The sequence below is a fragment of the Pseudomonas sp. BT76 TE3572 genome (assembly GCF_050435365.1).
In the GTDB taxonomy this organism is placed as follows: domain Bacteria; phylum Pseudomonadota; class Gammaproteobacteria; order Pseudomonadales; family Pseudomonadaceae; genus Aquipseudomonas; species Aquipseudomonas fluorescens_W.
In genome coordinates, this window is the sequence record NZ_JBNDKE010000001.1 from 5,888,659 (window position 1) to 5,914,566 (window position 25,908).

The 25,908-nt window shown below is 59.6% G+C and carries 27 protein-coding genes; 11 read left to right on the top strand and 16 right to left on the bottom strand.

Annotated features, from left to right (window positions below; translation table 11 throughout):
* Window positions 1-16: 16 nt before the first annotated feature.
* The 7 genes from ABH912_RS26880 to ABH912_RS26910 all read right to left on the bottom strand — a co-directional run bounded on the left by ABH912_RS26880 (window position 17) and on the right by ABH912_RS26910 (window position 8,917).
* A complete protein-coding gene (locus ABH912_RS26880) occupies window positions 17-727 on the bottom strand; it encodes an ABC transporter permease (protein WP_033058973.1) in 711 nt (236 codons plus the stop codon).
* The gene (locus tag ABH912_RS26885; RefSeq protein WP_033058975.1) at window positions 724-1,452 is read right to left on the bottom strand and encodes an ABC transporter permease; all 729 of its coding nucleotides are present in this window, start codon (window positions 1,450-1,452) and stop codon (window positions 724-726) included. The genes ABH912_RS26880 and ABH912_RS26885 overlap by 4 nt, the downstream gene beginning before the upstream one ends.
* Before the next feature lie 56 nt (window positions 1,453-1,508).
* Entirely contained in the window at window positions 1,509-2,291 is a 783-nt protein-coding gene (locus ABH912_RS26890) for a transporter substrate-binding domain-containing protein (RefSeq protein ID WP_033058977.1), read from the bottom strand.
* A gap of 310 nt (window positions 2,292-2,601) precedes the next feature.
* Window positions 2,602-4,290 (bottom strand): ATP-dependent DNA ligase, encoded by a 1,689-nt coding sequence (locus tag ABH912_RS26895; protein ID WP_429512035.1) that lies wholly within the window; start codon window positions 4,288-4,290, stop codon window positions 2,602-2,604.
* Window positions 4,287-5,321 carry a ligase-associated DNA damage response exonuclease gene (locus tag ABH912_RS26900; protein WP_429512037.1) on the bottom strand — a complete coding sequence of 345 codons (1,035 nt, stop codon included), beginning with the start codon at window positions 5,319-5,321 and terminating at the stop codon, window positions 4,287-4,289. The genes ABH912_RS26895 and ABH912_RS26900 overlap by 4 nt, the downstream gene beginning before the upstream one ends.
* A gap of 288 nt (window positions 5,322-5,609) precedes the next feature.
* A complete protein-coding gene (locus ABH912_RS26905; protein ID WP_429512039.1) occupies window positions 5,610-8,060 on the bottom strand; it encodes a penicillin acylase family protein in 2,451 nt (816 codons plus the stop codon).
* 212 nt (window positions 8,061-8,272) lie between these two features.
* Window positions 8,273-8,917, bottom strand: a complete 645-nt coding sequence (locus ABH912_RS26910) for a glutathione binding-like protein (protein WP_033058985.1) — start codon at window positions 8,915-8,917, stop codon at window positions 8,273-8,275.
* 146 nt (window positions 8,918-9,063) lie between these two features.
* Here ABH912_RS26910 and ABH912_RS26915 point away from each other — a divergent pair, with 146 nt between their 5' ends.
* Entirely contained in the window at window positions 9,064-9,612 is a 549-nt protein-coding gene (locus tag ABH912_RS26915) for a cysteine hydrolase family protein (RefSeq protein WP_033058987.1), read from the top strand.
* 103 nt (window positions 9,613-9,715) lie between these two features.
* Here ABH912_RS26915 and ABH912_RS26920 read toward each other — a convergent pair whose 3' ends face one another.
* From ABH912_RS26920 to ABH912_RS26935, 4 genes are read right to left on the bottom strand one after another with little or no spacing between them, the layout of a single operon-like run.
* Window positions 9,716-9,925, bottom strand: a complete 210-nt coding sequence (locus tag ABH912_RS26920; RefSeq protein ID WP_007906737.1) for an SEC-C metal-binding domain-containing protein — start codon at window positions 9,923-9,925, stop codon at window positions 9,716-9,718.
* Window positions 9,922-10,416: an LEA type 2 family protein gene (locus tag ABH912_RS26925; RefSeq protein ID WP_033058989.1), complete on the bottom strand. Its 495-nt coding sequence runs from the start codon at window positions 10,414-10,416 to the stop codon at window positions 9,922-9,924. Before ABH912_RS26925 ends, ABH912_RS26920 begins: the two co-directional genes overlap by 4 nt.
* 44 nt (window positions 10,417-10,460) lie before the next feature.
* The gene (locus ABH912_RS26930) at window positions 10,461-10,937 is read right to left on the bottom strand and encodes a YchJ family protein (RefSeq protein WP_033058991.1); all 477 of its coding nucleotides are present in this window, start codon (window positions 10,935-10,937) and stop codon (window positions 10,461-10,463) included.
* Window positions 10,938-10,941: 4 nt separating this feature from the next.
* Window positions 10,942-11,439, bottom strand: a complete 498-nt coding sequence (locus ABH912_RS26935; protein WP_429512041.1) for a DUF6231 family protein — start codon at window positions 11,437-11,439, stop codon at window positions 10,942-10,944.
* A gap of 191 nt (window positions 11,440-11,630) precedes the next feature.
* Between ABH912_RS26935 and ABH912_RS26940 the strand changes: the two genes are divergently transcribed.
* The 4 genes from ABH912_RS26940 to ABH912_RS26955 all read left to right on the top strand — a co-directional run bounded on the left by ABH912_RS26940 (window position 11,631) and on the right by ABH912_RS26955 (window position 14,311).
* A complete protein-coding gene (locus ABH912_RS26940) occupies window positions 11,631-12,326 on the top strand; it encodes an OmpA family protein (protein WP_033058994.1) in 696 nt (231 codons plus the stop codon).
* A 90-nt stretch (window positions 12,327-12,416) separates the two neighbouring features.
* Window positions 12,417-13,133, top strand: coding sequence for an OmpA family protein (locus tag ABH912_RS26945; protein ID WP_429512043.1), 717 nt, complete (start codon window positions 12,417-12,419; stop codon window positions 13,131-13,133).
* A gap of 148 nt (window positions 13,134-13,281) precedes the next feature.
* Complete coding sequence (locus tag ABH912_RS26950) at window positions 13,282-13,560, top strand: DUF1145 domain-containing protein (protein ID WP_033058998.1); 279 nt, start codon at window positions 13,282-13,284, stop codon at window positions 13,558-13,560.
* The gene (locus tag ABH912_RS26955; RefSeq protein ID WP_033059000.1) at window positions 13,553-14,311 is read left to right on the top strand and encodes a hypothetical protein; all 759 of its coding nucleotides are present in this window, start codon (window positions 13,553-13,555) and stop codon (window positions 14,309-14,311) included. Before ABH912_RS26950 ends, ABH912_RS26955 begins: the two co-directional genes overlap by 8 nt.
* Window positions 14,312-14,504: 193 nt before the next feature.
* On the opposite strand, the gene ABH912_RS26960 is transcribed toward ABH912_RS26955, so the two are convergent.
* Window positions 14,505-14,969: a CopD family protein gene (locus tag ABH912_RS26960; RefSeq protein WP_033059001.1), complete on the bottom strand. Its 465-nt coding sequence runs from the start codon at window positions 14,967-14,969 to the stop codon at window positions 14,505-14,507.
* A gap of 99 nt (window positions 14,970-15,068) precedes the next feature.
* Here ABH912_RS26960 and dinG point away from each other — a divergent pair, with 99 nt between their 5' ends.
* From dinG to pdxH, 5 genes are all read left to right on the top strand, one after another.
* Window positions 15,069-17,213 (top strand): ATP-dependent DNA helicase DinG, encoded by a 2,145-nt coding sequence (gene dinG / locus ABH912_RS26965; RefSeq protein ID WP_008153901.1) that lies wholly within the window; start codon window positions 15,069-15,071, stop codon window positions 17,211-17,213.
* Between the two features lie 95 nt (window positions 17,214-17,308).
* Entirely contained in the window at window positions 17,309-19,831 is a 2,523-nt protein-coding gene (locus ABH912_RS26970) for a beta-galactosidase (RefSeq protein WP_429512046.1), read from the top strand.
* A gap of 140 nt (window positions 19,832-19,971) precedes the next feature.
* Window positions 19,972-21,117 (top strand): serine hydrolase domain-containing protein, encoded by a 1,146-nt coding sequence (locus ABH912_RS26975; protein ID WP_429512047.1) that lies wholly within the window; start codon window positions 19,972-19,974, stop codon window positions 21,115-21,117.
* Window positions 21,118-21,230: 113 nt separating this feature from the next.
* The gene (locus ABH912_RS26980; RefSeq protein WP_429512049.1) at window positions 21,231-22,349 is read left to right on the top strand and encodes an OmpA family protein; all 1,119 of its coding nucleotides are present in this window, start codon (window positions 21,231-21,233) and stop codon (window positions 22,347-22,349) included.
* Window positions 22,350-22,373: 24 nt separating this feature from the next.
* On the top strand, window positions 22,374-23,021 hold the full coding sequence (pdxH, locus tag ABH912_RS26985; RefSeq protein ID WP_429512051.1) for a pyridoxamine 5'-phosphate oxidase: 648 nt from the start codon (window positions 22,374-22,376) through the stop codon (window positions 23,019-23,021).
* Window positions 23,022-23,026: 5 nt separating this feature from the next.
* Here pdxH and ABH912_RS26990 read toward each other — a convergent pair whose 3' ends face one another.
* Entirely contained in the window at window positions 23,027-23,263 is a 237-nt protein-coding gene (locus ABH912_RS26990) for a hypothetical protein (protein WP_033059010.1), read from the bottom strand.
* 167 nt (window positions 23,264-23,430) lie between these two features.
* Between ABH912_RS26990 and ABH912_RS26995 the strand changes: the two genes are divergently transcribed.
* On the top strand, window positions 23,431-23,895 hold the full coding sequence (locus tag ABH912_RS26995) for a glycine zipper 2TM domain-containing protein (RefSeq protein ID WP_046056377.1): 465 nt from the start codon (window positions 23,431-23,433) through the stop codon (window positions 23,893-23,895).
* Between the two features lie 29 nt (window positions 23,896-23,924).
* Here ABH912_RS26995 and ABH912_RS27000 read toward each other — a convergent pair whose 3' ends face one another.
* The 3 genes from ABH912_RS27000 to ABH912_RS27010 form a co-directional block, all read right to left on the bottom strand.
* Window positions 23,925-24,218: a pyocin S6 family toxin immunity protein gene (locus tag ABH912_RS27000; RefSeq protein ID WP_429512054.1), complete on the bottom strand. Its 294-nt coding sequence runs from the start codon at window positions 24,216-24,218 to the stop codon at window positions 23,925-23,927.
* Window positions 24,219-24,343: 125 nt separating this feature from the next.
* On the bottom strand, window positions 24,344-24,646 hold the full coding sequence (locus ABH912_RS27005) for a colicin E3-like toxin immunity protein (RefSeq protein WP_429513168.1): 303 nt from the start codon (window positions 24,644-24,646) through the stop codon (window positions 24,344-24,346).
* Window positions 24,606-25,832, bottom strand: a complete 1,227-nt coding sequence (locus tag ABH912_RS27010) for a colicin E3/pyocin S6 family cytotoxin (RefSeq protein ID WP_429512056.1) — start codon at window positions 25,830-25,832, stop codon at window positions 24,606-24,608. Before ABH912_RS27010 ends, ABH912_RS27005 begins: the two co-directional genes overlap by 41 nt.
* Between the last annotated feature and the right edge of the window lie 76 nt (window positions 25,833-25,908).

Consider the following 25,908-nt stretch of genomic DNA (forward strand, 5'->3'; position numbering starts at 1 on the left):
ATCCCTAAAGCGGGTCCTAGTGGGTCGGCCCGAGGAAGGCCAGCCATCGGCGTTCGGCGAGGCGGAACAGGCCGACCAGCGCAAAGGTAACGGTCAGGTAGATCAGCGCAGCGATACCGAACGACTGGAAAGTCAGGAAGGTCGCCGAGTTGGCGTCCCGCGCGACTTTCAAGATGTCCGGGATGGTCGCGGTGAAGGCCACGGTGGTTGAGTGCAGCATCAAAATCACTTCGTTGCTGTAATAAGGCAACGAACGACGCAGGGCCGAAGGCATGATCACGTAGGCATACAGCTTCCAGCCTGTCAGACCGTAAGCCTTGGCTGCTTCGACCTCACCGTGCGCCATGCTGCGAATCGCCCCGGCGAAAATCTCCGTGGTGTAGGCGCAGGTATTCAGGGCGAAGGCCAGGATCGTGCAGTTCATCGCATCGCGAAAGAACGCATCCAGTACCGGTTGTGCGCGGATGGCGGCCAGGCTGTAGATGCCGGTGTAGCAAATCAGCAACTGGATATACAGCGGCGTCCCGCGAAACAGATAGGTGTAGAACTGCACCGGCCAGCGGATGTAGAAGTGCGGCGACACCCGGGCGATGGACAGTGGGATCGACACCAGGAAACCGATGAAGATCGACGCGCTGAGCAGCCACATTGTCATGGCCAGGCCGGTGATGTTCTGACCGTCGGTATAAAGGAAGGGTTTCCAGTATTCCTGCAAGAGTTCGATCATCGTACGGCCTCCCGGGAACCGGCAGCGTAACGGCGTTCGAGCCAGCGCAGGACGAAGTTGGAAGCGCTGGTAATCAGCAGGTAAATCACCGCGGCCAGCACCAGGAAATAGAACAGTTGATAGGTGCTTTTGCCGGCGTCCTGAGCGGCTTTGACCAGGTCGGCGAGGCCGATGATCGACACCAGCGCAGTGGCCTTGAGCATCACCATCCAGTTATTGCCGATCCCCGGCAGGGCAAAACGCATCATTTGTGGGAACACCACGATCCAGAAACGCTGGCCACGCTTGAGGCCATACGCGGTTGCGGCTTCGACCTGACCGCGCGGGACTGCGAGTATCGCGCCACGGAAGGTCTCGGTGAAGTACGCGCCATAGATGAAGCCCAGGGTGATGACCCCGGCGCTGAACGGGTTGATCTCGATGTATTCCCATTCCATGAAGTCGGTAAACGACGTCAGCCAGGTTTGCAGGCTGTAGAAAATCAACAGCATCAGCACCAGATCCGGCACGCCGCGAATCAGCGTGGTGTAGACCTGCGCCGGCACGCGCACCAGTTTGACTTTGGACAGCTTGGCGCTGGCGCCGAGCAGGCCGAGCAAGACGGCCACCAAGAGCGACAACGCCGATAATTTGATGGTCATCCAGGTGCCTTCCATCAGCAACGGACCGAAGCCCTTGAGGCTGAAGGCTGAGAGCCCCAGATTTTGTAATAGGTTTTCGAACATAAATCAGCAACCTGATCGGATAAAAAAAGCGCCCATCGCGAGATGGGCGCCGGGCATTATTTGCCGCTGTACAGATTCAGATCGCCAAAGTGTTTCTTTTGAATCTCGGCGTATTTGCCATCATCGTGTAACGCTTTGATACCTTTATCCAAAAGCGCTTTCAGCTCGGTGTTACCTTTCTTAATACCGACAGCCGTTTTGGCCGGCAGCAAAGCGTTGTCGACTGGCTTGCTGACATCGTAATCGGCACCCTGTGGCGACTTCAGGAAGCCCAGTTCGGCTTGCAGCATGTCCTGAATCCCTGCGTCGAGACGACCGGAAGTCAAGTCGGCATAGACCTGATCCTGGTTGGCGTAGGCCTGGGTTTTAACGCCTGCCTTGTCCAAAACGGCTTTGGCATAGGCTTCCTGGATGGTGCCTTGTTCGTAGCCCACGGTCTTGCCCTTGAGCGAGGCGACGTCTTCAGTCACGCCAGAACCTTTCTTGAACACGTAGGCGGTTGGGCCGGAGAACAGTTCGCTGGAGAAGTCGATGACTTTTTCGCGGGCTTCGGTGACGGTCATCGAAGAGATCACACCGTCGAATTTATTGGCCTTCAGGCCCGGAATCATGCCGTCGAAATCGCTTTCGACCCATTTGCACTTGACCTTCAGTTCGGCGCAGATCGCGTTACCCAGATCGATGTCGAAGCCTACCAGGCTACCGTCAGCCGCTTTCGACTCAAACGGGGCGTAGGAAGGGTCAACGCCAAAACGCAATTCCTTGTATTCCTTGGCCAGCGCGGAACCGGCTGCCATGCACAACGCCAGTGCAGAAAGGGTCAGCAATGCTTTTTTCATTATTCAATCCCTAAAAACCAATATGAGCGCTTGTGGCGCAGAATTATTGTTACTGGAAAGCGTAAGACCCTATGAAAGTAGCAATTTCCGAACCAGAGTCCCGAACAAGTGTTTTAAAAGGTGATTCAAGAAATGGCAAGGAGGGATTTGTGCACGAAAACGGGCGCCGGAATATAGCCGCACCAACTTGAATCAGGAACGCACAAAACCCTGTGGGAGTGAGCCTGCTCGCGATAGCGGTGGTTCAGTAACATTTATGTCGACTGACACACCGCTATCGCGAGCAGGCTCACTCCCACAGGGAATTGGGTCAGCCTAATAAATCCTGCAAGGTTGCGAGGTTGTCAGCTTCTTCGACCGACTTATCCTGCCGCCAGCGCAACATCCTCGGAAACCGCACCGCAATCCCGCTCTTGTGTCGTCTGGACAGGGCGATGCCCTCAAATCCCAGTTCAAACACCAGGCTCGGCGTCACGCTGCTCACCGGCCCGAATGTCTCTACGGTGGTCTTGCGCACGATGCTGTCGACCTGGCGCATTTCTTCATCTGTCAGCCCCGAATACGCCTTGGCGAACGGCACCAGCGTGCGTTCGCACGCGTCAGGCGGCCCGTCCCACACGGCGAAGGTGTAATCGCTGTAGAGACTGGCGCGACGACCATGGCCGCGTTGCGCATAAATCAGCACCGCGTCGACGCTGAACGGGTCGACTTTCCATTTCCACCAGACGCCCATGTCCTTGGTCCGCCCGACGCCATACAGCGCATCCCGGGCCTTGAGCATCATGCCTTCGACACCGAGTTTGCGGGAGGCTTGTCGTTGTCGGGCGAGGTCGAACCAGTCTTCGCCGGTGAGCACCGGTGAGGCGAGTAACGCCGGGTTGTTACAGCGGCTGACGACGTGCTCCAGTTGAGTGCGACGCTTGGCCTGAGCCTGGTTGCGCCAGTCTTCACCCTGCCATTCCAGCAGGTCGTAGGCGAGGATCACCACCGGCACTTCTTCGAGGATTTTTTTGTCCAGGGTTTTACGGCCGATCCGCTGTTGCAGCAGCGCGAAAGGCTTTACCGCGGGTGAAACCGGGGAATGAGGGTTGAAGGCGTCCTCGGTGGAGGGTTGTTCGGTTTTCCAGGCGACGATTTCGCCGTCGATCACCGTACCATCGGGCAAGCAGTGAACCAGACTGTCGAGTTCGGGGAAGCGCTCGGTCACCAGCTCTTCGCCTCGCGACCAGATCCACAGTCGCCCGTCGCGTTTGACCACCTGGGCGCGAATGCCGTCCCACTTCCATTCCACTTGCCAATGGCTGGCCGGACCGAGCAGGGCTTCGAATTGTTCAACGGGTTGTGATAGCGCGTGAGCCAGGAAAAACGGGTAGGGCTGACCACCCCGTTGGGCATGTTCGGCAGACGATTCGGCGGCGATCAACCTCAAATAAGCCGACGCGTTCGGGCGGTTGGACAGGTCGGTGTAACCCACCAGTCGCTGGGCGACGCGTTTGCTGTCGAGCCCGGCCATGGCCGCCAAGGCGCGGGTGACCAGCAACTTGGAGACGCCAACGCGGAAACTGCCGGTGATCAATTTGATGCAGAGCATCAGGCTCTGGCGGTCCAGTTGCGACCACAGGGCAGGCAGTCGCTCGGCGAGGACTTGCGGGGGTTCACCGCGCAGCGGCAGTAGTTTGTCTTCAATCCACACTGCCAGCCCATCGGTAGAGCTGTGAAGCGCTTCGGGCAGCACCAGCGAAATGGTTTCCGCCAGATCGCCGACCGCCTGATAACTCTCTTCGAACAGCCACGGCGCGAGGCCGGAGATCTCCACCGCCAACTCTCGCAGGATGCGCACCGGCACCAGTTGCCGAGGCCTCCCGCCGGACAAAAAGTAAACAGCCCATGCGGCATCTTCCGGCGCGGCCTCGGCGAAGTAGTGTTGCATCGCCGCCAGTTTGGCGTTGCTCGACGTCGTGGCATCGAGTTCGGCATACAAATCGGCGAACGCCTTCATGGCAACACCTCGGCGCTCTCGGGTTCGACGGCTGCGTTCTCTTCCTCATCGTCGCCGTACTCGGTGCTGAAACTCATGGCATCGAGACCCTGTTCGCGCAGATGGCGCACCAGTACCCCGACCGAACCGTGGGTAACGATCACCTGCTCAGCACCGGTCTGTTCGATGGCCCAGAGCAGGCCTGGCCAGTCGGCGTGGTCAGACAGTACAAAGCCACGATCCACGCCACGTCGCCGCCGTGTGCCACGCAAACGCATCCAGCCGCTGGCGAAACCGTCGCTGTAGTCATCGAAGCGACGCATCCAGGTACTGCCGCCAGCCGAAGGCGGGGCCAGGACCAACGCCTTGCGCATCATGGGGTCGCTCTTTTTTACCTCACCGGCATAGATCGTTGGCGGTAAATAAATACCACCGTCGCGATAAACCTGATTGAGCGGTTCCACGGCGCCATGCACCAGAATGGGGCCGATGCTGGCATCGATACCGTGGAGAATTCGCTGCGCCTTGCCGAACGCATAGCAGAACAACACGCTGGTTTTGTCGGCGGCGGCATTGGCTTGCCACCACTGATTGATCTCGGCAAAGACGTGCGCCTGGGGTTGCCAGCGATAAATCGGCAGGCCGAAGGTCGATTCAGTGATGAAGGTATTGCAGCGCACCGGTTCGAACGGCGCGCAGGTGCCGTCGGGCTCGATCTTGTAATCGCCCGAGGCGACCCAGACTTCGCCGCCGTATTCCAGACGCACCTGAGCCGAGCCGAGGACGTGGCCGGCGGGGTGAAAACTCAAGGTGACGCCTTGGTGGGTCAGGGGTTGACCGTAGGGCAGGGTTTGCAGGTTGATGTCCTGGCCCAATCGCGCACGCAAAATCCCTTCGCCGGGAGCGGCCGCCAGATAATGCTGATTGCCGGTGCGGGCATGATCGCCGTGAGCGTGGGTGATGACTGAACGCTCGACCGGCCGCCACGGGTCGATGTAGAAATCTCCGGCCGGGCAGTACAAACCTTCAGGGCGTGCGATAACAAGATCCATGTTGTTACCAAAATCGAGGGACTTGTTAGCTATGAGGTTTGCGCGAGGCTAGAAGTTCTATTGTTTTTTCGCAGGGGAGGAAGATTTGCGGCGAGTTGAAAATCCACCCCTCACCCCAGCCCTCTCCCCAAGGGGTAGAGGGGGCTGACCGAGTTGTTTTTTAGAGTTGCATCGACCTGAGATATCGAGTCGAACTCAGGTTTTGGAAACGATACAAGTCGGCTCCCTTTCCCCCTCTCCCCTGTGGGGAGAGGGTTGGGGTGAGGGGTGGATCTCAAAGACGATCTCTTACTTTCCAGGAGTCAGCGTCAACCGCGTCTTCCCATACGCCTTGTCAAAGTTCTGCGGCTGCATTGGCAAGCTCATGTACTGCCCCTTCAGCCACGGATCAATGCTGTCGAGGTAGTTCGGACTCGCCGGATTACCGGATTGCCCGGTACCGTTCTGCCCCATCAGCGGTTCCGCCTGGCCGAAGTCGACGATAAAGCGCATGGCCGGCGCCAGGGTGGTGTTGAAATCCTGACCCCAGGCGAATGCTGCGGTATTCAGCGTGGTGTGGTCGCCGCCGGCTGCAAGCGGACCGCGCACCGTCTGGCCACGGGTGTTTTTCCATTCGTAGCGGTGCAATTTGCCCCATTGCCAGGCTTTGTGATCGCCGCCCAACTGGCTGTCGCCCGCGCTGATCGCGGCTGCCAGGCTGCGAGCGAGGATCGCCGGTTTGTCTTCTTTCTGCGGTGTGCGAGCGTCATCCCAGAACGGACTGTCCTCACGACCCAGCAGGTGATCGGCCTGGGCCGCGTAGGACAACTTACCGTTGGCGATAAAGGCTTTCCACGCCGGGCTGCTTTCCGGGCCCAGTTCGTCGAGGAAGATTTGCTGGGTGCTTTGCTGCAGAAACAATTCGTAAATCGCTGCATCAGCGGAGGTCGGGCTGAGTTTGCCGTCGAAGGCCATCAGGCGGGTATACGCCTCGCGAGCCTTGCCACGGTCCGCCACAGGCAGCGCTTCAATGGCCTGCTTGAGCGGTTGCGACATGCCCGGCGCTTCGAACATTTTCTTCAGCTTGGCAGCGAAGGTGGTGGTCTGGTCGTATTGCATGGCGATCAGGCTGCGCGTGTCGTGTTTGCCCACGCCTGCCAGTTCGGCCAGGCGTTCGCCACGCTCCGGCGCCGACCAGGAATTGGATAGCTGCATGCCGTAGCCATGGGGAATGACTCGCTGGTTGGCAGTGCCGAGCCAACCTTGGGCCGGATCCTGGTCATAGGGATGGAGCATCGGGTCGGCGTAACCATCCCAATCGTAACGACCTTCCCAGCCCGGCGACGGCAGCAGGCCTTCGCCTTCGCGACGGTTCGGGAAGCGACCGGTGACTTGCCAGCCGATGTTGCTGGCGTCGGCAAATACCAGGTTCAGCGCGATGGCGCGGATTTCACGGCTGGCGTCCGAGGCTTTCTCGACGGTCTGGGCGCGGGACAGGTCGAAAAACGCGTCCAGGGTTTTGTCATCGGTGAAGTTCGGTGTCTGCAAGGCCAGGCCGAAACCGTTGGCCAGCGTCGTGCCTTGGGCACTGTTGAGCAGCGGACCGTGGCGGGTTTCGTACACCACTTCGCGAATCGGCCGCTGGCCTTTGACGAAGTAGGTTTCGTTTCGCACGATCGCCGGCTGCCATTTGCCGCCGACCTCGTAGGAAAGACCATTGCCCTGGCGTTTGATTTTTTCCAGGAACAGGTCCTGGTTGTCGCCCATGACGGTGGTCATGCTCCAGGCCACTTTGCCGTTGAAACCGCCGAGCACCATCGGCAAACCGGCAATGGTTACGCCAGAGGCCTGGTACTTCGACGTGCGGATCTGCACGTAACTGAATAATGACGGCACGCCCAGTGGGCCATGGCTGTCGCTGGCCAGCAGGCTTTTGCCACTGCGGCTGCGTTGCGGGCCAATCGCCCAGTTGTTCGACGAGGTGGCGCCCAGCAGATTCAGATCGGACAGTTGGCTCGTGGCTTTGCTGATCTCGGCCAGGCCCGGGATTTGCCCGTTTAGCTTGAAGCCCTGAAGTTTTTCGGCTTCGGCCAGCGGCAGTTTTTCATCGGGAGCGGACGGCGTCAGCCACGGGAGTTTGTCGGTGCTGACGGTCTGGGCCAGCATCAGCGAGGCAATCTCTTCCGGCAGGTTGGCCGATTGGCTGAAGTTCAGCAGGCTGAAAATCAGCGCTGAATCTTCCGGCTTCCAGTATTCAGGTTTGTAGCCGGTGGCCGCGAGGTCCGCCGGCAGCTTGTCGCGATAGCGGAACAGGTAGGCGTTGACGCCGCGGGCATACACTTCGAAGAAGCGTTTGAGGCGCGGCGAAGACGCCTTGTACAGCTCGTCGGCGCTTTTCTTCAGATTGACGGCGCGCATGTAGCGGTCAGCGTCGAGCAGATCCGAGCCGGACATCTCCGACAAACGGCCCTGAGCCAACAGGCGCAGGGTAACCATTTGCGTGATGCGGTCGGTGGCGTGGACGTAACCCAGGGTGAACAGCGCGTCGTGGAAGGTGTTGCTTTCGATCAACGGCATGCCCATGGCATTGCGGCGTACCGAAACGTTCTGCGCCAAGCCCTTGAGCGGCTGCACGCCGGTGGTCGGCGGGAGGGTGTCCTGGGTGTTCCAGGTCTGACAACCGGTCAGGCTCAAAACACCGGCCACTGCTGCGGCAACGCCGAACCGGGGAAGAAAATGTGTAAGGGCTGGCGAGGCCATGGCAAAGCTCCTGCGGGGGGGGGTAGCGTCATTAAAGGCGCTACGTTAGTGAGCAGGAGGTGGCCGCGCAAGCGGGGTATCAGGTTATTTCAGGATTTGTCTGTGGAACGCAAAAAGATCGCAGCCTCGTTTCACTCGACAGCTCCTACACGGTTTTGCATTCCCTGTAGGAGCTGTCGAGTGAAACGAGGCTGCGATCTTTTGATCTTGCATCAGGATTTAGGTGGATTGACCTTGGCCGCGAGGGCATACGCCTTCACCGTCGCCGGACGGCTCTGGATGTGGTTGAACCAGCGCAGCACGTTGGGGAAGTTTTCCAGGTTCTGGCTCTGCCATTTGTGGGAAACGATCCACGGGTAGATCGCCATGTCGGCAATGCTGTATTCGCTGCCGGCGACGAAGTCTTTATCGGCCAGCTGCTTGTCGAGTACGCCGTAGAGGCGGGCGGTTTCATCGATGTAGCGCTTGATCGCGTAAGGGATTTTCTCCGGCGCGAACTGGCTGAAGTGATGATTCTGCCCGGCCATTGGCCCCAGGCCACCCATCTGCCAGAACAACCATTGCAGCGTTTGCTGGCGACCACGCAGGTCTTTGGGCAGGAATTTGCCGGTTTTCTCTGCCAGGTACAGCAAAATCGCCCCGGACTCGAACAGTGATAAAGGCTCGCCGCCATCGACTGGCTCGAGATCGACGATGGCCGGGATTCTGTTGTTCGGGGAGATTTTTAGAAAGTGAGGCTGGAACTGCTCATTCTGGCTGATGTTGATCGGATACACGTTGTACGGCAGGCCGGCTTCTTCCAGGAATATCGAGATTTTGTGGCCGTTGGGGGTGGTCCAGTAATACAGGTCGATCATGGAGTACTCCAAATCAAAAGATGTCGTTACTTGCGCACAGCAAACGCCGGCATCAGGTCGTCCTGTTTGCGTTCGATAGCTTGCCTGTAGGAACAGGTGATGCTGAAGTGCGGGGAATTCAATGACCCCGCATGAGAAAAACCGGCATGGAGCTCAAAACAAACGCGGCGCTGATCATCATCGATCAACAAAAAGGCATCCTGCACCCCAAACTCGGTCGCCGGAATAATCCTCAGGCCGAGCAGCGAATCCTCGATTTGCTAGCGCATTGGCGTCGAACCGGGCGACCGATCATTCATGTGCAGCACCTGTCCCGTTCACCGGACTCGGTGTTCTGGCCGCAGCAATCAGGGGTGGAATTTCAGGAGCGGTTTCAGCCTCAGACCGGTGAGCAGCTTGTTCAAAAGCAGGTGCCGGATGCGTTTTGTGCGACGGGGCTTGAGAAAAGTTTGCGAGAGGCGGGGATCGATCAGTTGGTCATTGTCGGCGTAGCGACCAATAACTCAGTGGAATCCACGGCGCGAACGGCCGGTAATCTGGGGTTTGAAACGTGGGTTGTGGAGGATGCGTGTTTTACCTTCGACAAGGCCGATTATTTTGGCAACGCCCATTCAGCTGAAGAAGTGCATGCGATGTCGTTGGGCAATTTGCATGGCGAGTATGCGACGGTCGTCAGCACTGCGCAGATTCTGTAGGAGCGAGGCTTGCCCGCGAAAAGGACGCCTCGGTCATTCAGGCAAACCGCGTCATCGTTCTTCGCGGGCAAGCCTCGCTCCTACAAAACAGTGCTTCAACGCTTTATGCGCCGTGGCACTTCTTGAATTTCTTGCCGTTGCCGCAGGGGCAAGGGTCGTTGCGGCCGACGTCTTTCAGGGCGTTGCGCACCGGTTCCTGGTGGGCGTGGCCGCAGTTGGGGCCGTGGACATGGCCATGGTCGTGATCATGGTGGTCGTGATGGTCATGATCGTGGTTGCAGTCAGGGCCATGGACATGGGGTTGCTGGGTCATCGGTTTTGCTCCGGAATTAAATCGGCGGGGATTATCACGCCATTGCGCGCCAGGTGCACGTAGTGCGCGATGAATAAACCGGTTTCCAGTTCACCTTCCAGACGATAGGGAATGGGCTGATTGGGTTTTTTCAGCAGTTTCACCAGATCCCGCACCTTGGGCCACAGGTTGGTGCGGATCGGCACTTTGAAGTAGGCACTGCGTTTGGGGCCGACGGTGAACCAGTGTTCGTGCTCACCTTCGGTCAGCAGCATCTCGCCCAAGTGAATACGGTACTCGATGCCCCGCACCGTCAGGTCACTGTCGTTGGGGTTGTCGATGCGAAAGTGCAGCAGGAATCGTTGCTGCATCAGTTTGGCCTGGACGACTTCGACCTTGACCAGATGCACCTGCGGTTCCGGTTCATCGTCGCCGAACCAGGACGCACAGCCACCGAGGCCCAGAAACAGGAGCAGGGTGAAGGCTTGAAAGACGCGCCGCTGACTGAACATGGAGTGACTCCCTTTGATGCCCAGTCTAGTCGCTTGCGATTACCTCAACTGCTGAAATAACCCGCACAACACTTTTTGAATTTCTGTCCGCTGGTGCAAGGGCACGCATCATTGCGTCCGGCCTTGAGTTGTACGGTGGGGTCGATGAAGTACCAGCGGCCGGCGTTCTGCACGAACGACGAGCGTTCGCGGTGGCTGTGCTCACCGCTGCCGTCGTGCCAGCGCGCGGTAAAGGTCACGAAGGCATGTTCCGGCTGACCGCCCAAGACTTCGGAGCTTTCCACTTCAAGGCCCAGCCAGGTGCTTTGGGCACTCCAGTCACTGATGGACTGTCGATCGAGGCCTGCCTGTTGTGCGGGCAGGGTGGTCGCCACCAGATAGTCGATCAGCCCCAGTACGTACGCGCTGTAGCGCGAACGCATCAAGGCCTCGGCACACGGCGCCGGATGGCCGGCATGGTAATGACCGCAGCAGGCATCAAGCGGGATGCCGCTGCCGCAGGGGCAAATGGATGTACTCATTGCGTTACCACCAATATTTCCCGAAGTTTTCCGGATTGGCCCAGAACCGTGAGTTGAGCCAGTCGGGGACTTGTTTGTAGTCAAGCAGATCATAGGTGAACAGGGTCAGCACTTGATCGTCGCGCTGGAAGCGTTCGCTGGCTTGCAGGGCCAGGGAGAAAAAATCGGTCTCCTGCCAGCCGCTGGCCGGCAAGTCCGCCAGCACCGCAATGCGACTGGCGTTGAGGTTACGGATCCCGCCCAGCAGGTTCAGGCCATCGCGTTTGGGCAAGTGTTCGAGGCAATCGACCACCAGCGCCAGATCAAACCGGCGCGCCGCCAGATCGGCCGGCAACGCTCCGGGTGCCGCATGGGCCACACAAGTGTCCGGGTGCGCCAGCTTGAAGGCCTCAAGCGCGGGGAACTCGCTGGCGCCAATCAGCAACAGGCGCGCAGGGGCATAACGATCAAGCAAAGCGGCCAACGCCTGCTGGGGCGTGCGCGAAGAAATACCTGCAATCATCGAAGATCCTCAATCAGAGCTGCCAAGACTAGCCTGCTCAAAGGGCCGGGCCTAGAGCTGATTCGTCCTAAAAGCGTCGATCTACCGTGAACACGGGACAAAACTGCAATGGCCTATTGCTGGCGGAGATTAAAACTCGGGTCTTTACTACCTGAATCGGTTTTAAGCCGATCCCCTCAGGAGAAAACTAGATGAGCATAGTTCGCACAGCATTACCCTTGGTTCTGCTAACCAGTGTGTTGACTGGTTGCGCAGGTTTGCAGAAAACCGACTGGCCGACCTGTGCGGCGGTCGGTGGTGTCGTGGGTGCAGGTCTCGGCGCGACCGAGAGTTCGTCGTGGGCGGGGTATGGCGCGCTGCTCATCGGTGGCACGGCTGCGGCCTATTGCTGGGTTCACGGGGATGGCGACGAAGACGGCGATGGCGTGCCGGATAGCCGCGACAAGTGCCCGGGTACACCTAGAGGCGTGCGCGTCGATGCCGATGGTTGCCCTCCACCGGTGCCTGCGCCAGTGGTCGAAGAAGCGGCCGTGGTTAAAGAAGAAGTCATTGTCATTCGCGATGTTCACTTCCAGTTCGACAAGGCCACACTGACCCCTGCCGACAAACTGGTACTCGATAAAATCGCCACTCGCTTGAAAGGGGAAGCGCCTAACGCCCAACTGACTGTAACCGGTCACACCGACAGCGTGGGCAGCGATACCTATAACCAGAAACTGTCGGATCGTCGTGCGCACTCGGTGGTTGAATACCTGATTTCCCAAGGTGTACCCCGTAGCGAATTCGTGTCTGTTACCGGTGCCGGTGAAAGCCAGCCGGTCGCCGATAACAAAACCGCTGACGGCCGCGCGATGAACCGTCGCACGGAAATCAAAATCAACCGCTAAACCCCTCGTACTCCGCGGCTTGTGCAGTCGCGGATGCGGGTCTTTACTCCTGTGTGACCGGCATTGGCCGGTAACACAGGAGCTTCCACCATGAGTGTTTTCACACGGACCGTCTTGCCGGTTGTGCTGCTGGGCAGCCTGTTGACCGGTTGCGCTACGCACAGCGATGGCACCGCCCCCCTCAATCAACGAACCTGGCCAATCTGCAGCGTGATCGGTGGCCTGGTCGGTGGCGGTCTGGGCGCTCTCGAAAGTGGCAGTTGGGCGGCCGGTGGGGCGGCGCTTGGTATCTTGACCGGTGGCTTGATCTGTTACGCCCAGGATGGCGACGAAGACGACGATGGTGTTTTCGATCGACGCGATCGCTGCCCTGATACGCCGGCCAATACCCCCGTCGAACACCATGGTTGCCCATTGCCGCAATACCCGGCCAGCGTGAAACCTGAACCTGTGCAATCGGAGGTCATCACCCTGAGCGACGTGGGCGACGTACTGTTTGCCTTCAACCAATCCGAACTGACCCCTGCCGCGCAGAGCAAGCTGGATTCGCTGATGCCCAAACTGCAGAGCGACGATGTGGTGAGCATCAAAGTGATCGGTCATACCGACAGCGTCGGCTCGGACACCTATAACCAGGCACTCTCGGAACGTCGCGCCAGCAGCGTGGCGGCCTACCTGTTGAGTCAGGGCCTGGCGCCGAACAAGCTCACCAGCGAGGGCAAGGGCCAAAGTCAGCCGGTGGCCGATAACGAAACGGAAGAAGGACGGGCGAAAAACCGTCGGGTGGAGTTGCACGTCAATCGCTGAGCCCCGTGATAGAGCCGTCGGACGACAATTGAAGTCAGTCCGGTGGCCATTCGGCGGTCTTCACGAAGAATTTTCCGTTGCCCTCTGGCTTATCCCGCGTGGAAGCCGGTACTGTGCGCGCAAAGAATAATTCTCAGCGGGGGAGCGTATGAACGTGTTTTGGTGGCTGGGGAAGTTGTTGACCCTGCTGTTCTGGCTGGTGGTGCTGGTCAACCAGCTCACGCCGTTCGTCAATCCTCTGCATCTGCTGGTCGATCTGGCCGGCGGCCTGCTGGCATGCCTTCATCTTCTTGAGGCGGTGTTCTGTTTCCGCAGCCTCAGAGGTCGCGCCCACCCTTGGCTTGATCGCCTGAAGATTCTTTTTTTCGGCGTTTATCACCTGCAAACCATTCCGGCTCCGACCGCGCCTAAGGCTTCCCATGCGTAAACTCTGTCTGCTCGCTGCACTCATCAGCCCGTTGGCCTGCGCCCAGGTGGTGAACGTCGAAACCAACTCGCTGATGCGTTTGCCCAACACCGCCAGCACCTTGCAACTGGAACGCCTGGAAGTGGCCGACTACGGCACGTTATTGATTCCCTCGAATGTGACCGAGGTATCCGTCGGTGAATTGCGTCTGGGTCGTGAAGCGCGGATCGCCATCGTGCCCGGCGAACAGCCGCTTGAACTGAAGGTCATTCGTGCGCAGTTGTCGGAAGGCAGCCAGATCACGGCTCGCGGCGCACCGGGGACTTACCTCAAGGCTGCCCGCTCCGGGCGTAACCTGAACTTGCAGATCAAGGCACTGAGTGCGCCGCAATTGTTGGTGGACGCTCGCGGCGGCGCGGGCGCACCGGGTTTCGTCGGTCTCGACGGGGCCAACGGTCAGGCACCGGGTTGTACCTGGGGCCAGGCCGGTCGTGGTGCCGATGGCAGTGATGGTAGCGATGGTCAGCCGGGCGCTCCGGGTGCACTGGTTCGTCTGGAAGTGCCGCGTGATTTCCCGGCGGAACTGATCAAGGTTCAGGTGGCTGGCGGTGACGGTGGTGTGGCCGGGCCTGGCGGTAAACCGGGCGCAGGTGGCAAGGCCAAGGGCTGCTTCGTCTACAAGGCCGATGGCGGCAAGAGCGGCCGCCCTGGCGCTGACGGTCAGCCGGGGCCTGCCGGTGCGGCGGGTTCGGTGACTGTTCAGCGTTTATAAGATCCACCCCTCACCCCAACCCTCTCCCCAGTGGGGAGAGGGGGAAAGGGAGCCGATCTCCTTGCTTTTCAAAGCCTGAGTTCGACTCGATCTTTCAGGTCGCAATATTTCCAAAGAACACCTCAGTCAGTCCCCTCGCCCCTCGGGGAGAGGGTTAGGGTGAGGGGGGGATGTAGATCTTGTGCTCCAAGATCTAAAACATCGGCCGCGCCGCAGCAATCGCCACCAGCACCAACCCGACAATCAGATTAACCCCCACCAACTTGCGAATTTTCCCAAGCGTCGCAGCCCCGGTCGGCCAATCCTGCGCCGCCACCGCCGTGCGCAATTCCGGTAACAACAACGCCTGAATCCGGATAAACAGCGCGGTCATCACCACGTACAGCCCCATCATCACCTGCACATACCGCGGCGCCGCTTCAAAACCGCTGTACTGAAAATGAATCATGCCCACACCGCTGACCGGTAACAGCACCACTGCGACCCAGACCCAGCGGAAAAAACCTTGAAACACTTCCACCCACAACTTCAACCGGGCAGGGCCCTCCAACGCCTTCATCGCCGCGGGCCGCAAGACCATCCAGGCGAAAAACATTCCGCCCACCCACACCAGGGCGGACAGGACATGCAGGGTGTAAACGATGCCAAAAGGTGTCATTGGGGTACTCCGTTCTGCGCGGGATTAATTAGCGCGGTATGATAGCGCCCCATCCGAACCACTGAAAATTTATCCAGCGTTTTTCGCGCCCGACAATCCATGATCAGCACTGAACTCAAAACCACGATCCAGGGCGCCTACTCGCGTTTTCTCGAAGCCAAGAGCCTCAAGCCGCGCTACGGCCAACGCCTGATGATCGCCGAAATTGCCAAGGTCCTCGGTGACATCGACACCGACGACGAAGGCCGGCGCAGTGGCGACCCCGCGATTGTCGCGGTGGAAGCCGGCACCGGTACCGGCAAGACCGTGGCCTACAGCCTGGCGGCGATCCCGACGGCGAAAGCTGCCGGCAAACGCCTGGTGATTGCCACGGCCACCGTGGCCCTGCAAGAGCAGATCGTCTACAAGGATTTGCCTGACCTGATGCGCAACAGCGGGCTGAATTTCAGCTTCGCCCTGGCCAAAGGGCGCGGGCGCTACATGTGCCTGTCCAAGCTCGACATGTTGCTCCAGGAAGGTCACGCGCAAACCGCCACGGCTCAGTTGTTTGAAGAAGAAGGCTTCAAGATCGAGGTCGACGAGGCCAGTCAGAAGCTGTTCACCAGCATGATCGAGAAACTCGCCGGCAATAAGTGGGACGGCGACCGCGACAGTTGGTCCACAGCCCTGGAAGATGCCGACTGGGCGCGCCTGACCACGGATCACAGCCAGTGCACCAACCGTCATTGCCCGAACTTCGGCCAGTGCGCCTTCTACAAGGCTCGCGAAGGCATGGGTAAGGTTGACGTGATCGTCACCAACCACGACATGGTCCTGGCCGACCTGGCGCTGGGCGGCGGCGCCGTGCTGCCAGACCCGCGCGACACCATCTATGTGTTCGACGAAGGCCACCACCTGCCGGACAAGGCCATCGGCCATTTCGCCCATTACACGCGTCTGCGTTCCACCGCCGACTGGCTGGAAACCACCGCCAAGAACCTCACCAAATTGCTGGCCCAGCATCCGCTACCGGGCGACCTGGGCAAGTTGATCGAACAAGTGCCGGAACTGGCACGCGAGATCAAAACCCAACAGCAATTCATGTTCAGCGCCTGCGAGCAGGTCGCCGATTTCAAACCCGGTGAAGACGTCGAAGGTCGCGAGCGGCCGCGCCATCGCTTCGTCGGCGGGGTGATTCCCGAGCACATGCGCGAGATGGGCGTCGAGTTGAAGAAGGGCTTTGCCCGTCTGACTGACCTGTTCACCCGGCTCACCGAACTGCTCAAGGAAGGCATGGACGGCGAGGTCAACATCGGCATCGCCAGCAACCAGGCCGAAGAGTGGTATCCGCTGTTCGGCAGCCTGTTGTCCCGCTCTTCGGGCAACTGGGAATTGTGGGTCGCTTTCACCGCCGAAGACCCGGAAGACAACCCGCCGATGGCCCGCTGGCTGACCCTGGCCGAAAGCGGCTCGCTGTTTGACATCGAGGTCAACGCCAGCCCGATCCTCGCAGCGGAAATGCTCCGTCGCAACCTGTGGAACGTGGCCTACGGCGCTCTGGTGACCTCCGCAACCCTGACCGCGCTCGGCACCTTCGACCGCTTCCGCATGCGCGCCGGCCTGCCGAAAAAAGCTGTGACCGCAGTGGTTCCAAGCCCGTTTCATCATGCTGACGCTGGCGTGCTGCGAGTGCCGGACCTGAAGGCCGATCCGCGTGATGCGCCGGCCCACACCGCAGCGATCATCCGTGATTTGCCGGCCTTGGTGGAAGGTTCGCGCGGCACCCTGGTGCTGTTCTCCTCGCGCAAACAGATGCAGGACGTGTTCGACGGCCTTGATCGTGACTGGCGCAAGCAAGTGTTCATTCAAGGCAACCTGTCGAAACAGGAAACCCTGAACAAGCACAAGGCGCGGGTCGATGGCGGGGATTCCAGCGTGTTGTTCGGCCTGGCGAGTTTCGCCGAAGGGGTCGACTTGCCCGGCGCTTACTGCGAGCACGTGGTGATCGCGAAGATTCCGTTCTCGGTGCCCGATGATCCGGTCGAAGCGGCGCTGGCCGAGTGGATCGAGGCTCGGGGAGGCAATCCGTTCATGGAAATCTCCGTGCCGGATGCTTCGCTGAAGCTGGTCCAGGCCTGCGGTCGCTTGCTGCGTACCGAAGAAGACCGCGGCACCATCACCTTGCTCGATCGACGCTTGGTCACCCAGCGTTACGGCAAGGCAATCCTCAATGCGTTGCCACCTTTCCGTCGTGAAATTTCCTGATACACCGGTGGGCAAATTTGCCCACCGCGTTGTCTATCTCTCTGCCATCGCTTTTCCACTGGCCCATCTGGGTCGTTAGGGAGATTTTCGTTCTCATGATTCGCCGTTCGCTGCGCCGTTCGTTACCTGCCGTTTTCACTCTGATGTTCGCAGCCCCTTTGCTGGCGGCCCCTGCCGGCCAACAGACGCTGTTCAACTTTGTGCGCCCCGCCGATGTGGTCCAGGTGGCGACTCAGGACGCCAGCCTGCCGCAATCCAACGCCGAGCAAACGGCCGAAGGCGAAGTGCTGCGTCGGGTGACGTTCAACCCGGTGGCACAACCGACCTTGCGCCTGACCCCGCAGACGGGTGCCTGGGACTGGTCGCAGTCGGGCTTCATGAGTTTGCGGATTCAGAGCGCAATGAACTGGGCTGTGACCCTGTACGTGAAAATCCAGAGCAACGACGGCAAGACGTTGGTCAGCCGCGTCGACTTGCCGGCCGGCCCTGCGCAAACCTTGTTGGTGCCGCTGCAGCCGTTTACCCCATTGAGCCTGGGCCTGAAAGCCGGCCCACCAATGCCGATGACGTTTGAGGGGCAGCGCGTATTGCTGGCCAGCAGCGCCGGTGAGCTGGAGCGCAGCCAGGTGGTGTCGGTGACCTTGTCGATGGATCAGCCGAAAGTCGCCCAGAGCATTCTGCTTGAGCGCTTTGGCGTGCAGGACGGCGATGCGGTGACCCAAGCGGCTTTTGGCGGCCTTGTAGACGCTTACGGCCAGTCGACCCGGGCCAAATGGCCAGAGAAAGTCAGCAGCGACGAGCAACTGAAAAGCGCCGCCGCCAAGGAACATCAGCAACTGAAAACCTGGCTGGCCGAGCGCGAGAAGTCGTCCCTGGACAAGTTCGGTGGCTGGAACAAAGGCCCGGCATTCAAGGCCAGCGGCTTTTTCCGCACTGAGAAGCGCGACGGTCGCTGGTACCTGGTGACCCCGGAAGGCCATCCGTTCTATTCGCTTGGGGTCAACACCGTCACCCCGGACGTCGACCAGACCTACGTCGCCGGCCGCGAGTGGATGTTTGAATCGCTGCCCAAACCCGACGAGCCGCTGGCCAGCCACTATGGCGAAGGCGACAACCGGGGCGGCAACGGTGTCGATCAGGGCCGAGGCTACAATGCCGGTCGTTGGTACGATTTCTATGGCGCCAACTTGCAGCGTCTGTATGGCGCGCCTTGCGCCCAGGGTAGCGACACCAAAGCGGGTGTCGCTGAAGCCGCCAAGGCCAACGCTGCTGAGGCAACGGCCGAGAAGGCCGCTGAGCAACCTGTTGTGCCTTCGACGGCCGAATCCGGTGTCGCCGAAGCCGCCAAGACCGGCGCCGTTGAAGCGACCGCCGCGAAAGCAGCGGAGCAAACACCTGCCGAACCCTGCAAAGCGGTGGTTGATGAACAGCGCTGGGCCAGCCACACCCTTGATCGCCTGCAAGCCTGGGGCTTCAATACTATCGGCAACTGGAGCGCCCCGGCTCTGGCCAGCGCTGATCGCGTGCCGTACACCTTGCCGCTGTCAATCGTCGGCGATTACGCCAGCATCAGCACCGGCACCGACTGGTGGGGCGGCATGCCCGACCCGTTTGACCCGCGTTTCGCCATGGCCACCGAACGTGCCGTGGCCATTGCCGCGCGCGACCATCGCGATGATCCATGGCTGATCGGCTACTTTGCCGACAACGAATTGGCCTGGGCCGGTCCGGGCGACGACCCGAAAGCCCGTTACGCCTTGGCCTACGGCACCTTGAAAATGACCACCGACGTGCCGGCCAAGCGCGCATTCCTCAAGCAATTGCGGGACAAGTACCGCAATCAGGCGGGCCTTTCCAAAGCCTGGGGCATTGATTTGCCGGCCTGGGAATTGATGGAAGACCCAGGCTTCGTGCCGCCGCTGCCAAGCGCCGAACACCCGGAAATCGAAGCCGACTTCAAATACTTCCAGAAGGTTTTCGCCGACACGTACTTCAAGACCCTCTCCGATTCGCTCAAGTGGCACGCGCCGAATCAGCTGTTGCTGGGCGGCCGGTTTGCCATCAGCACCCCGGAAGCAGTTGAGTCCTGCGCCCAGTATTGCGACGTGTTGAGCTTCAACATGTACACCCTGCAACCGCAGGACGGTTACGACTTCACCAAGTTGCGCAGCCTGGACAAACCGGTGCTGATCACCGAGTTCAACTTCGGCTCGGCCGATCGTGGCCCGTTCTGGGGCGGCGTGACGCAATTGGCGAAGGAAGAAGACCGTGGGCCGGCTTACGCCAATTTCCTCAAACAGGCGATGAGCGAACCGTCGATCGTCGGCGTTCACTGGTTCCAATACCTTGATCAACCGGTCACCGGTCGTCTGCTGGATGGCGAGAACGGGCACTTTGGCCTGGTGGGCATTACCGATCTGCCGTTCCAGGGTTTCGTCGATAGCGTTCGCAAGAGCAATTTGCAGACCGTCGATCAGCTCGGCAAAGAGGCCGAGAAGGCCAAGGCTGAAGCGGATAAAACCGGTCACGAAGCTGAGGGCGGCAAAAAAGGCGACGCTGGCAAAGGCGCAGGGCAGGGCGCTGGCCATGCGGGTGGGCATTCCGGCAATGGCCACTGAGTGCTGACAGGTACGTTGAATTTCTGAGTGTTTTTCGCCGGGCGGTATGGCGACCGCCCAGCCCGCCACAGTTCCCAAAACCCTTTAGGGCTGGAACAATGCGGGCCACTTTGTAGAGCTTTATATCCGGAGAGTTGCGGGTGCAGATTCAGGGTTTTTACGAGTTGAAGTTCGAAGCGGTGCGTGAGGCTTTCGCGGCGCTGTTCGACGATCCACAGGAACGTGGCGCAGCGTTGTGCATCCAGATTGGCGGTGAAACCGTGGTCGATCTTTGGGCCGGTAGCGCTGACAAGGATGGCACCGAAGCCTGGCACAGCGACACCATCGCCAATCTGTTCTCCTGCACCAAGACTTTTACCGCGGTGACCGCCCTGCAACTGGTAGCCGAAGGCAAGCTGCAACTGGATGCCCCGGTTGCCCGCTACTGGCCCGAGTTCGCTGCCGCCGGCAAAGAGTCCGTGACGCTGCGTCAATTGCTTTGCCATCAGGCCGGTCTGCCGGCACTGCGTGAGCTGTTGGCCCCGGAAGCCCTTTACGACTGGCAAACCATGGTTGATGCCCTGGCCGCCGAAGAACCGTGGTGGACGCCGGGCGTCGGTCACGGTTACGCCGCGATCACCTATGGCTGGCTGGTCGGTGAGTTGCTGCGTCGTGCCGACGGTCGTGGGCCGGGTGAGTCCATCGTGGCGCGGGTCGCGAAGCCTTTGGGGCTGGATTTCCACGTCGGCCTGGCGGACCAGGAGTTCCATCGCGTGGCGCACATCGCCCGTGGCAAGGGCAATGTTGGCGATGCCGCCGCCCAGCGCTTGCTGCAAGTGACCCTGCGCGAGCCGACGGCCATGACCACAAGGGCGTTCACCAACCCGCCGTCGATCATGACCAGCACCAACAAACCCGAGTGGCGGCGCATGCAGCAGCCCGCCGCCAATGGTCACGGCAATGCCCGCAGCCTGGCCGGGTTCTATGCCGGTCTGCTCGACGGCAGCTTGCTGGAAAGCGAAATGCTCGACGAAATGACGCGCGAGCACAGCGTCGGCGAGGACAAGACTTTACTGACCCGGACCCGTTTCGGCCTGGGTTGCATGCTCGATCAACCGGACGTCCCCAACGCCACCTACGGCCTCGGCCCTCGTGCGTTCGGTCATCCGGGTGCGGGCGGTTCCACCGGTTTTGCCGACCCGGAACACGATGTGGCCTTCGGCTTTGTGACAAATACCCTGGGGCCGTACGTCTTGATGGATCCGCGCGCGCAAAAGCTTGTGCGCGCACTGGCCACTTGTCTGTAAAACGCGCTCAGGGGTTCCAGGGCCGGAACCCCAAGGCCTTTTTGATTTCCAAGCGTCTGTTTATCCGGGTCACTCCGGCCTGATAGTTCATTACTTCATTTTGTGGATATCCAATGTCTTCCAATAAAACCCTCGCTTTGGCCCTGTGCTTCGCTATTACCGGTTGCGCACAAACCCCACAAAATGACTCGGATGGCAGCAGCTGGTGGCCGTTCGGGTCCTCCGACAAAGTCGCCGCTAAAACCCCGGCTCCGGCCCCGGTACCTCTGAAGCCTGCGGCAACCGCTCCGGTGGCCAAGACTGAAAGCGCCAGCCATTGGTACTGGCCGTTCGGCTCCGATGACAGTGCCGACAAGATGCCAGCCAAGCCTGAGGTGAAAGCTGAAGCCAAGCCTGAAGCCAAACCGGTCGAGGTGGCCAAGGCCAAGGCTGAGGCCGATGCAGGTGGCAAATGGTGGTGGCCGTTCGGTGGTAAAGAGCAAAGCACCGCTAAAGCTGTGCCAATGCCCGATCCTAAAGTTACCCAGGCCTGGCTCGACGACTACGAACCGCGCCTGCGCGAAGCGATCAAGGGCAGCAACCTGCAACTCGAGCGCCGTGAAAACGTACTGGTTGTAACCGCGCCGGTAGAGGGCTCGTTCAACCCTGACCGTCCGGCCATGCTGCTGCCGGTGACTCTCGGCCCGTTCACTCGCGTCGCGAAAATCCTTGAAGTCGATCCGAAAACTGCCGTGCTGGTGCTTGGCCACAGTGATACGTCGGGCGCCGCACCGGCCAACGTGAAACTGAGCCAGGAGCGTGCCCAGGCCGTGGCAGCGATTTTCCGCCTCAGCGGTCTGCAGCGTGATCGTCTGATGCTGCGGGGTATGGGTGGCGAAGCCCCGCGTGCTGCCAACGACAGCAATGAAGGCCGTGCCTTGAACCGTCGCGTCGAACTGCTGGTGACCCCGCAAAACACCATGGTCGCGCTGCTGAGCAAGTACAACATGCCAGCCCCGGCGCCAGTGAAGTTGGTCGCTGCCCAGGACGTCAAGCCAGTGGTCAAGCCAGTCACTCCGGCGCCAGCTGCGAAGAAAGCCGATGTGCCTGCGGCGAAAAAAGCCCCGGCCAAGAAAGCCGCCGCCAAGAAGGCACCGGCTAAAACCGCGACTCCAGCGAAAAAGACTGCGCCGGCCAAAGCCGCTGCCGACACGAAAAAAGTCGCTGAGTCCGCCGATACTGTAAAAAAGTGATTCGTTAACCAAAAGGAATGCGCCATGACCCAGGGCCTGGCTGATATGCGTCGCGACTACACCCGTGATGGCCTGACCGAGGCGCAAGCCCCGGCCGAGCCATTCGCGCTGTTCCATCACTGGTTCGCCGACGCGGTGAAAACCGAGCAGGCGCCGGTGGAAGCCAACGCCATGACCCTGGCCACTGTCGATCAGGACGGTCGGCCGCATTGCCGCATTCTGCTGCTCAAGGGGCTGGACGAACAGGGCTTCACCTTCTTCACCAACTACGACAGTGCCAAGGGCCAGCATCTGGCCGCGAATCCGTTCGCGGCCATGACCTTTTTCTGGCCGGCCCTGGAGCGCCAGGTGCGCATCGAAGGGCGGGTGGTGAAGGTTACGCCTGAAGAGTCCGACGCCTACTTCCAGGTCCGGCCGCTGGGCAGTCGCCTCGGTGCCTGGGCTTCGCCGCAAAGCCGGGTGATCGCCGATCGTGCCGAACTGGAAGCGTTGCTCAAGAACACCGAGCAACGTTTCAGCGACACGCAACCTCATTGCCCTGAGCACTGGGGCGGTTATCGTTTGTTACCGGAGCGCATCGAGTTCTGGCAAGGCCGTTCGAGCCGCCTGCACGATCGCCTCAACTATCGCTTGCAGGGCGCCGACTGGATTCTTGAACGTCTGGCACCTTAAGCCGTCTACCGATCGGGATAGCCTGCCGCAGCGGCTTCAAGCCACTGCGGCAGGTCTCGGCGCTTGATTTTCTGCGCTTGAGCGTTCGCCAGTTGCTGGAGCATGAACGCCTTTTTCTGCTCGTCTTTACCCGCCAGTGCCAACGCCAGATCGCGGTCCATCCAGCGTTTGATCCGCACGTATAGCCACCAGTGGAAATACAATCCGGCAACGGTAGTGACGACAATGATGAAGTAATCCATGACAATCCTTGGGGCAGCGGCGCAGATTCCGGAATTTGCCGCTACTGTGTGTGAGTTCGTGGAGGTGCCTGTACCGGGCCTGAATCAAACCAATTTTATCCGGGCGAGGTCGTGACAGGCGTCAAGCTGCGGAGTTTAATGAATACTTGTCCTTTGGAGTTGATGCTATGCGTAAGTCTGTTCTGCTGGTTGCTTCCTTTTCCACGATGGCGATGTTGCTCACTGGCTGCCAATCGAGCTTGACCGGTGACTCCTACTCCCGTGACGAAGCGCGTCGCGTGCAGACCGTTCGCATGGGCACCATCGAATCCCTGCGACCGGTCAAAATCGAAGGCACCAAAACCCCTATCGGCGGCCTTGCCGGTGCGGCGGTGGGTGGTGTGGGCGGCAGCGCAGTCGGTGGCGGTCGCGGCAGCATCGTTGCTGCAGTTATCGGCGCCGTTGCTGGCGGCCTGATCGGCTCGGCCACAGAAGAAGGCCTGACCCGCGCCCAAGGCGTGGAAATCACCGTTCGCGAAGACGACGGCAGCATGCGCGCCTACGTGCAACAGGTTCAGGAAAATGAAGTGTTCCGCGTTGGCGAGCGAGTGCGGATTGCCACTGTTGATGGGACTAGCCGCGTTTCGCACTAAGCGGGAATACGGGTAAAAGAAAACCCCGATCAGGTGACTGGTCGGGGTTTTGTTTGTTTAGGATTGTCACGGCGCGGCGCGGCGCGGGGGCCTATAAAGTATTCCAGCCCCTCGGGGAAGTCGACTTCTAATAGTTTTGCAACCTGTAGGATTTGAGCACCTGTCAGCTCCAGTTCTCCAGGCTCTATTTCTTCCAGTTTTTTTGACTCGGTCAATTGAGCCAATGCCTGGTTCATCTCATAGTCTTTGATGGTCAGTTGGAACTGCAATGAATCATCTTGTTTTTCATCGGGGTAAAAACCAGTGATGGATAGATAGCGCACGTTTTTTATCTTCAGTCATTTTGAGGTCCTTCTACCTGGCTTCGCAGCCCTCGAAAAGGGGCCGCGCGACGTTAACGAAATTGGCTGACCATCCGGTCAGCGGTAAGTCGTGTGTCTCGGCGGGGTTACCAGTTCTCGCGGTAATCGAAAGATAGTTGGTGATCGTAGGCGGCCAGGTCAATTAGGTGGCGAAAGTAGGGTTGAATAATGGCAACCCAATGGCTGCCAACATCAAAGCCTCCATTGTTAATATTGTTTTCGACGGGGATGCCGAGAGCATCAAGTATTGACTCATCGTCACCTAAATCTTTGGAGGACTCTTCCCCCTCACAAATTTCAGTTTGCTTGTCATACCATTCCAACCTTAGTTTCAGTCCCATCGTCGTCTCACAAGTATTTTTTGGGGATGTTGCGTTTAGATTGAGCATCGTCACGTCGCTCACCTGTTATGGGGTCAAATGCTCCCAAGTGACTCCCATTACTTGCACGATAAGCTTCCAGCTCCCCATGCATAGAGTCCCACTCGTAGATGGTTTTGCCCTTTGCATCAATCCAGCGCTCTCTAAGTCCTCCGCCTCCTACGATGGGATTCTTTTTCTTGGCCTTTCTAAGGCCGGGAAATGCAGTGATTTCTTCGGTTTTTGGTGCTGGATGATAACTGTGACCAGCTGCTGGCAAGCCTTTACGAGGCGCGCTGATCACAACATATAGCGGCGACACCCCAGAACCAACCGGAAACACAAGAATGAAATCCTTGTAATCAGGTGGATACACCGGATTCACGATAATGCTGTCAGCCGCTTTCGTCGGCGGATAAACCCAAATGTGCGGCGCTTGCGGCGCAGCCTCCAGCGCTGGAATGCCAAGGATGTCGGAACCATCCACAGCCGGTGTCCAGATCAGCTCAACACCATCCCCCAGGTCCGCCACCTGCTGACTGCCGCGCAAGCTGAACTGCACGACATCAACCATTTCCCAATCGCGGTTCTTGCCGGTGTAGAAACCGTATCCTTTGAGACTGCCGTCAGCCTGTTGCTCGACTCTCAGCCGAACGCGGGTGCGGGCCTGTTTCAGGGCGCGCAACTGATCTTCGGTATAGAGAGCGCTGTCGCCCAGGCTCGGCGTCCAGAAAAACGCGACCAAGCCGGCCAATAGGGTGGTTCCAGCGGCACCGAGTGCTGCGGTGGGAACGGCGACAGTCGGGGCGCGAAGAGCCATTCGACCGATACCGAGCGAGACAGTACTGCCGCTGATGGTTTCAAGATTCAGCAGCCCGGCATCGTCTACCTCACGAGCGCCGAGCCAGGCGACTTCTCCGTAGTCCTTGAGGCTGTCGGTGGGCACCATTCCCGAGGGATTCGAGTAATCGATGATGGCGTCCGGCAGGTTGCAGGACTTGGCGAAGACACACCCCGCACGAACGGTTTCGTTCTTCTTCACGGTAACTTCACGACTTCGCTCGAAGGCGTCTTGCCTCGCGAGCATCGCGTCGTAAGCGTTTTGTCTGGCATCACGCGCGGCCAGTTCGGTGGCCGTCATGAAGCGGTGAGTGACGTGATGACCGTCGCCTGACGGTGGGCTCTGAACCCGGGGAATGTCCTTATTGCCAGCCACTGATCTTCCTTGCGTTCGTCCGTCGACAGACCCCAGAAAAGGGGCTGTGCGACGTTAACGAACGAGGCTGATCGTG

What these genes read in the sequence shown, in the direction of transcription:
- ABH912_RS26880 (WP_033058973.1), bottom strand. Translation starts at nt 727, where the DNA reads ATGATCGAACTCTTGCAGGAATACTGGAAACCCTTCCTTTATACCGAC.
- ABH912_RS26885 (WP_033058975.1), bottom strand. Translation starts at nt 1,452, where the DNA reads ATGTTCGAAAACCTATTACAAAATCTGGGGCTCTCAGCCTTCAGCCTC.
- ABH912_RS26890 (WP_033058977.1), bottom strand. Translation starts at nt 2,291, where the DNA reads ATGAAAAAAGCATTGCTGACCCTTTCTGCACTGGCGTTGTGCATGGCA.
- ABH912_RS26895 (WP_429512035.1), bottom strand. Translation starts at nt 4,290, where the DNA reads ATGAAGGCGTTCGCCGATTTGTATGCCGAACTCGATGCCACGACGTCG.
- ABH912_RS26900 (WP_429512037.1), bottom strand. Translation starts at nt 5,321, where the DNA reads ATGGATCTTGTTATCGCACGCCCTGAAGGTTTGTACTGCCCGGCCGGA.
- ABH912_RS26905 (WP_429512039.1), bottom strand. Translation starts at nt 8,060, where the DNA reads ATGGCCTCGCCAGCCCTTACACATTTTCTTCCCCGGTTCGGCGTTGCC.
- ABH912_RS26910 (WP_033058985.1), bottom strand. Translation starts at nt 8,917, where the DNA reads ATGATCGACCTGTATTACTGGACCACCCCCAACGGCCACAAAATCTCG.
- ABH912_RS26915 (WP_033058987.1), top strand. Translation starts at nt 9,064, where the DNA reads ATGGAGCTCAAAACAAACGCGGCGCTGATCATCATCGATCAACAAAAA.
- ABH912_RS26920 (WP_007906737.1), bottom strand. Translation starts at nt 9,925, where the DNA reads ATGACCCAGCAACCCCATGTCCATGGCCCTGACTGCAACCACGATCAT.
- ABH912_RS26925 (WP_033058989.1), bottom strand. Translation starts at nt 10,416, where the DNA reads ATGTTCAGTCAGCGGCGCGTCTTTCAAGCCTTCACCCTGCTCCTGTTT.
- ABH912_RS26930 (WP_033058991.1), bottom strand. Translation starts at nt 10,937, where the DNA reads ATGAGTACATCCATTTGCCCCTGCGGCAGCGGCATCCCGCTTGATGCC.
- ABH912_RS26935 (WP_429512041.1), bottom strand. Translation starts at nt 11,439, where the DNA reads ATGATTGCAGGTATTTCTTCGCGCACGCCCCAGCAGGCGTTGGCCGCT.
- ABH912_RS26940 (WP_033058994.1), top strand. Translation starts at nt 11,631, where the DNA reads ATGAGCATAGTTCGCACAGCATTACCCTTGGTTCTGCTAACCAGTGTG.
- ABH912_RS26945 (WP_429512043.1), top strand. Translation starts at nt 12,417, where the DNA reads ATGAGTGTTTTCACACGGACCGTCTTGCCGGTTGTGCTGCTGGGCAGC.
- ABH912_RS26950 (WP_033058998.1), top strand. Translation starts at nt 13,282, where the DNA reads ATGAACGTGTTTTGGTGGCTGGGGAAGTTGTTGACCCTGCTGTTCTGG.
- ABH912_RS26955 (WP_033059000.1), top strand. Translation starts at nt 13,553, where the DNA reads ATGCGTAAACTCTGTCTGCTCGCTGCACTCATCAGCCCGTTGGCCTGC.
- ABH912_RS26960 (WP_033059001.1), bottom strand. Translation starts at nt 14,969, where the DNA reads ATGACACCTTTTGGCATCGTTTACACCCTGCATGTCCTGTCCGCCCTG.
- dinG (WP_008153901.1), top strand. Translation starts at nt 15,069, where the DNA reads ATGATCAGCACTGAACTCAAAACCACGATCCAGGGCGCCTACTCGCGT.
- ABH912_RS26970 (WP_429512046.1), top strand. Translation starts at nt 17,309, where the DNA reads ATGATTCGCCGTTCGCTGCGCCGTTCGTTACCTGCCGTTTTCACTCTG.
- ABH912_RS26980 (WP_429512049.1), top strand. Translation starts at nt 21,231, where the DNA reads ATGTCTTCCAATAAAACCCTCGCTTTGGCCCTGTGCTTCGCTATTACC.
- pdxH (WP_429512051.1), top strand. Translation starts at nt 22,374, where the DNA reads ATGACCCAGGGCCTGGCTGATATGCGTCGCGACTACACCCGTGATGGC.
- ABH912_RS26990 (WP_033059010.1), bottom strand. Translation starts at nt 23,263, where the DNA reads ATGGATTACTTCATCATTGTCGTCACTACCGTTGCCGGATTGTATTTC.
- ABH912_RS26995 (WP_046056377.1), top strand. Translation starts at nt 23,431, where the DNA reads ATGCGTAAGTCTGTTCTGCTGGTTGCTTCCTTTTCCACGATGGCGATG.
- ABH912_RS27005 (WP_429513168.1), bottom strand. Translation starts at nt 24,646, where the DNA reads ATGCTCAATCTAAACGCAACATCCCCAAAAAATACTTGTGAGACGACG.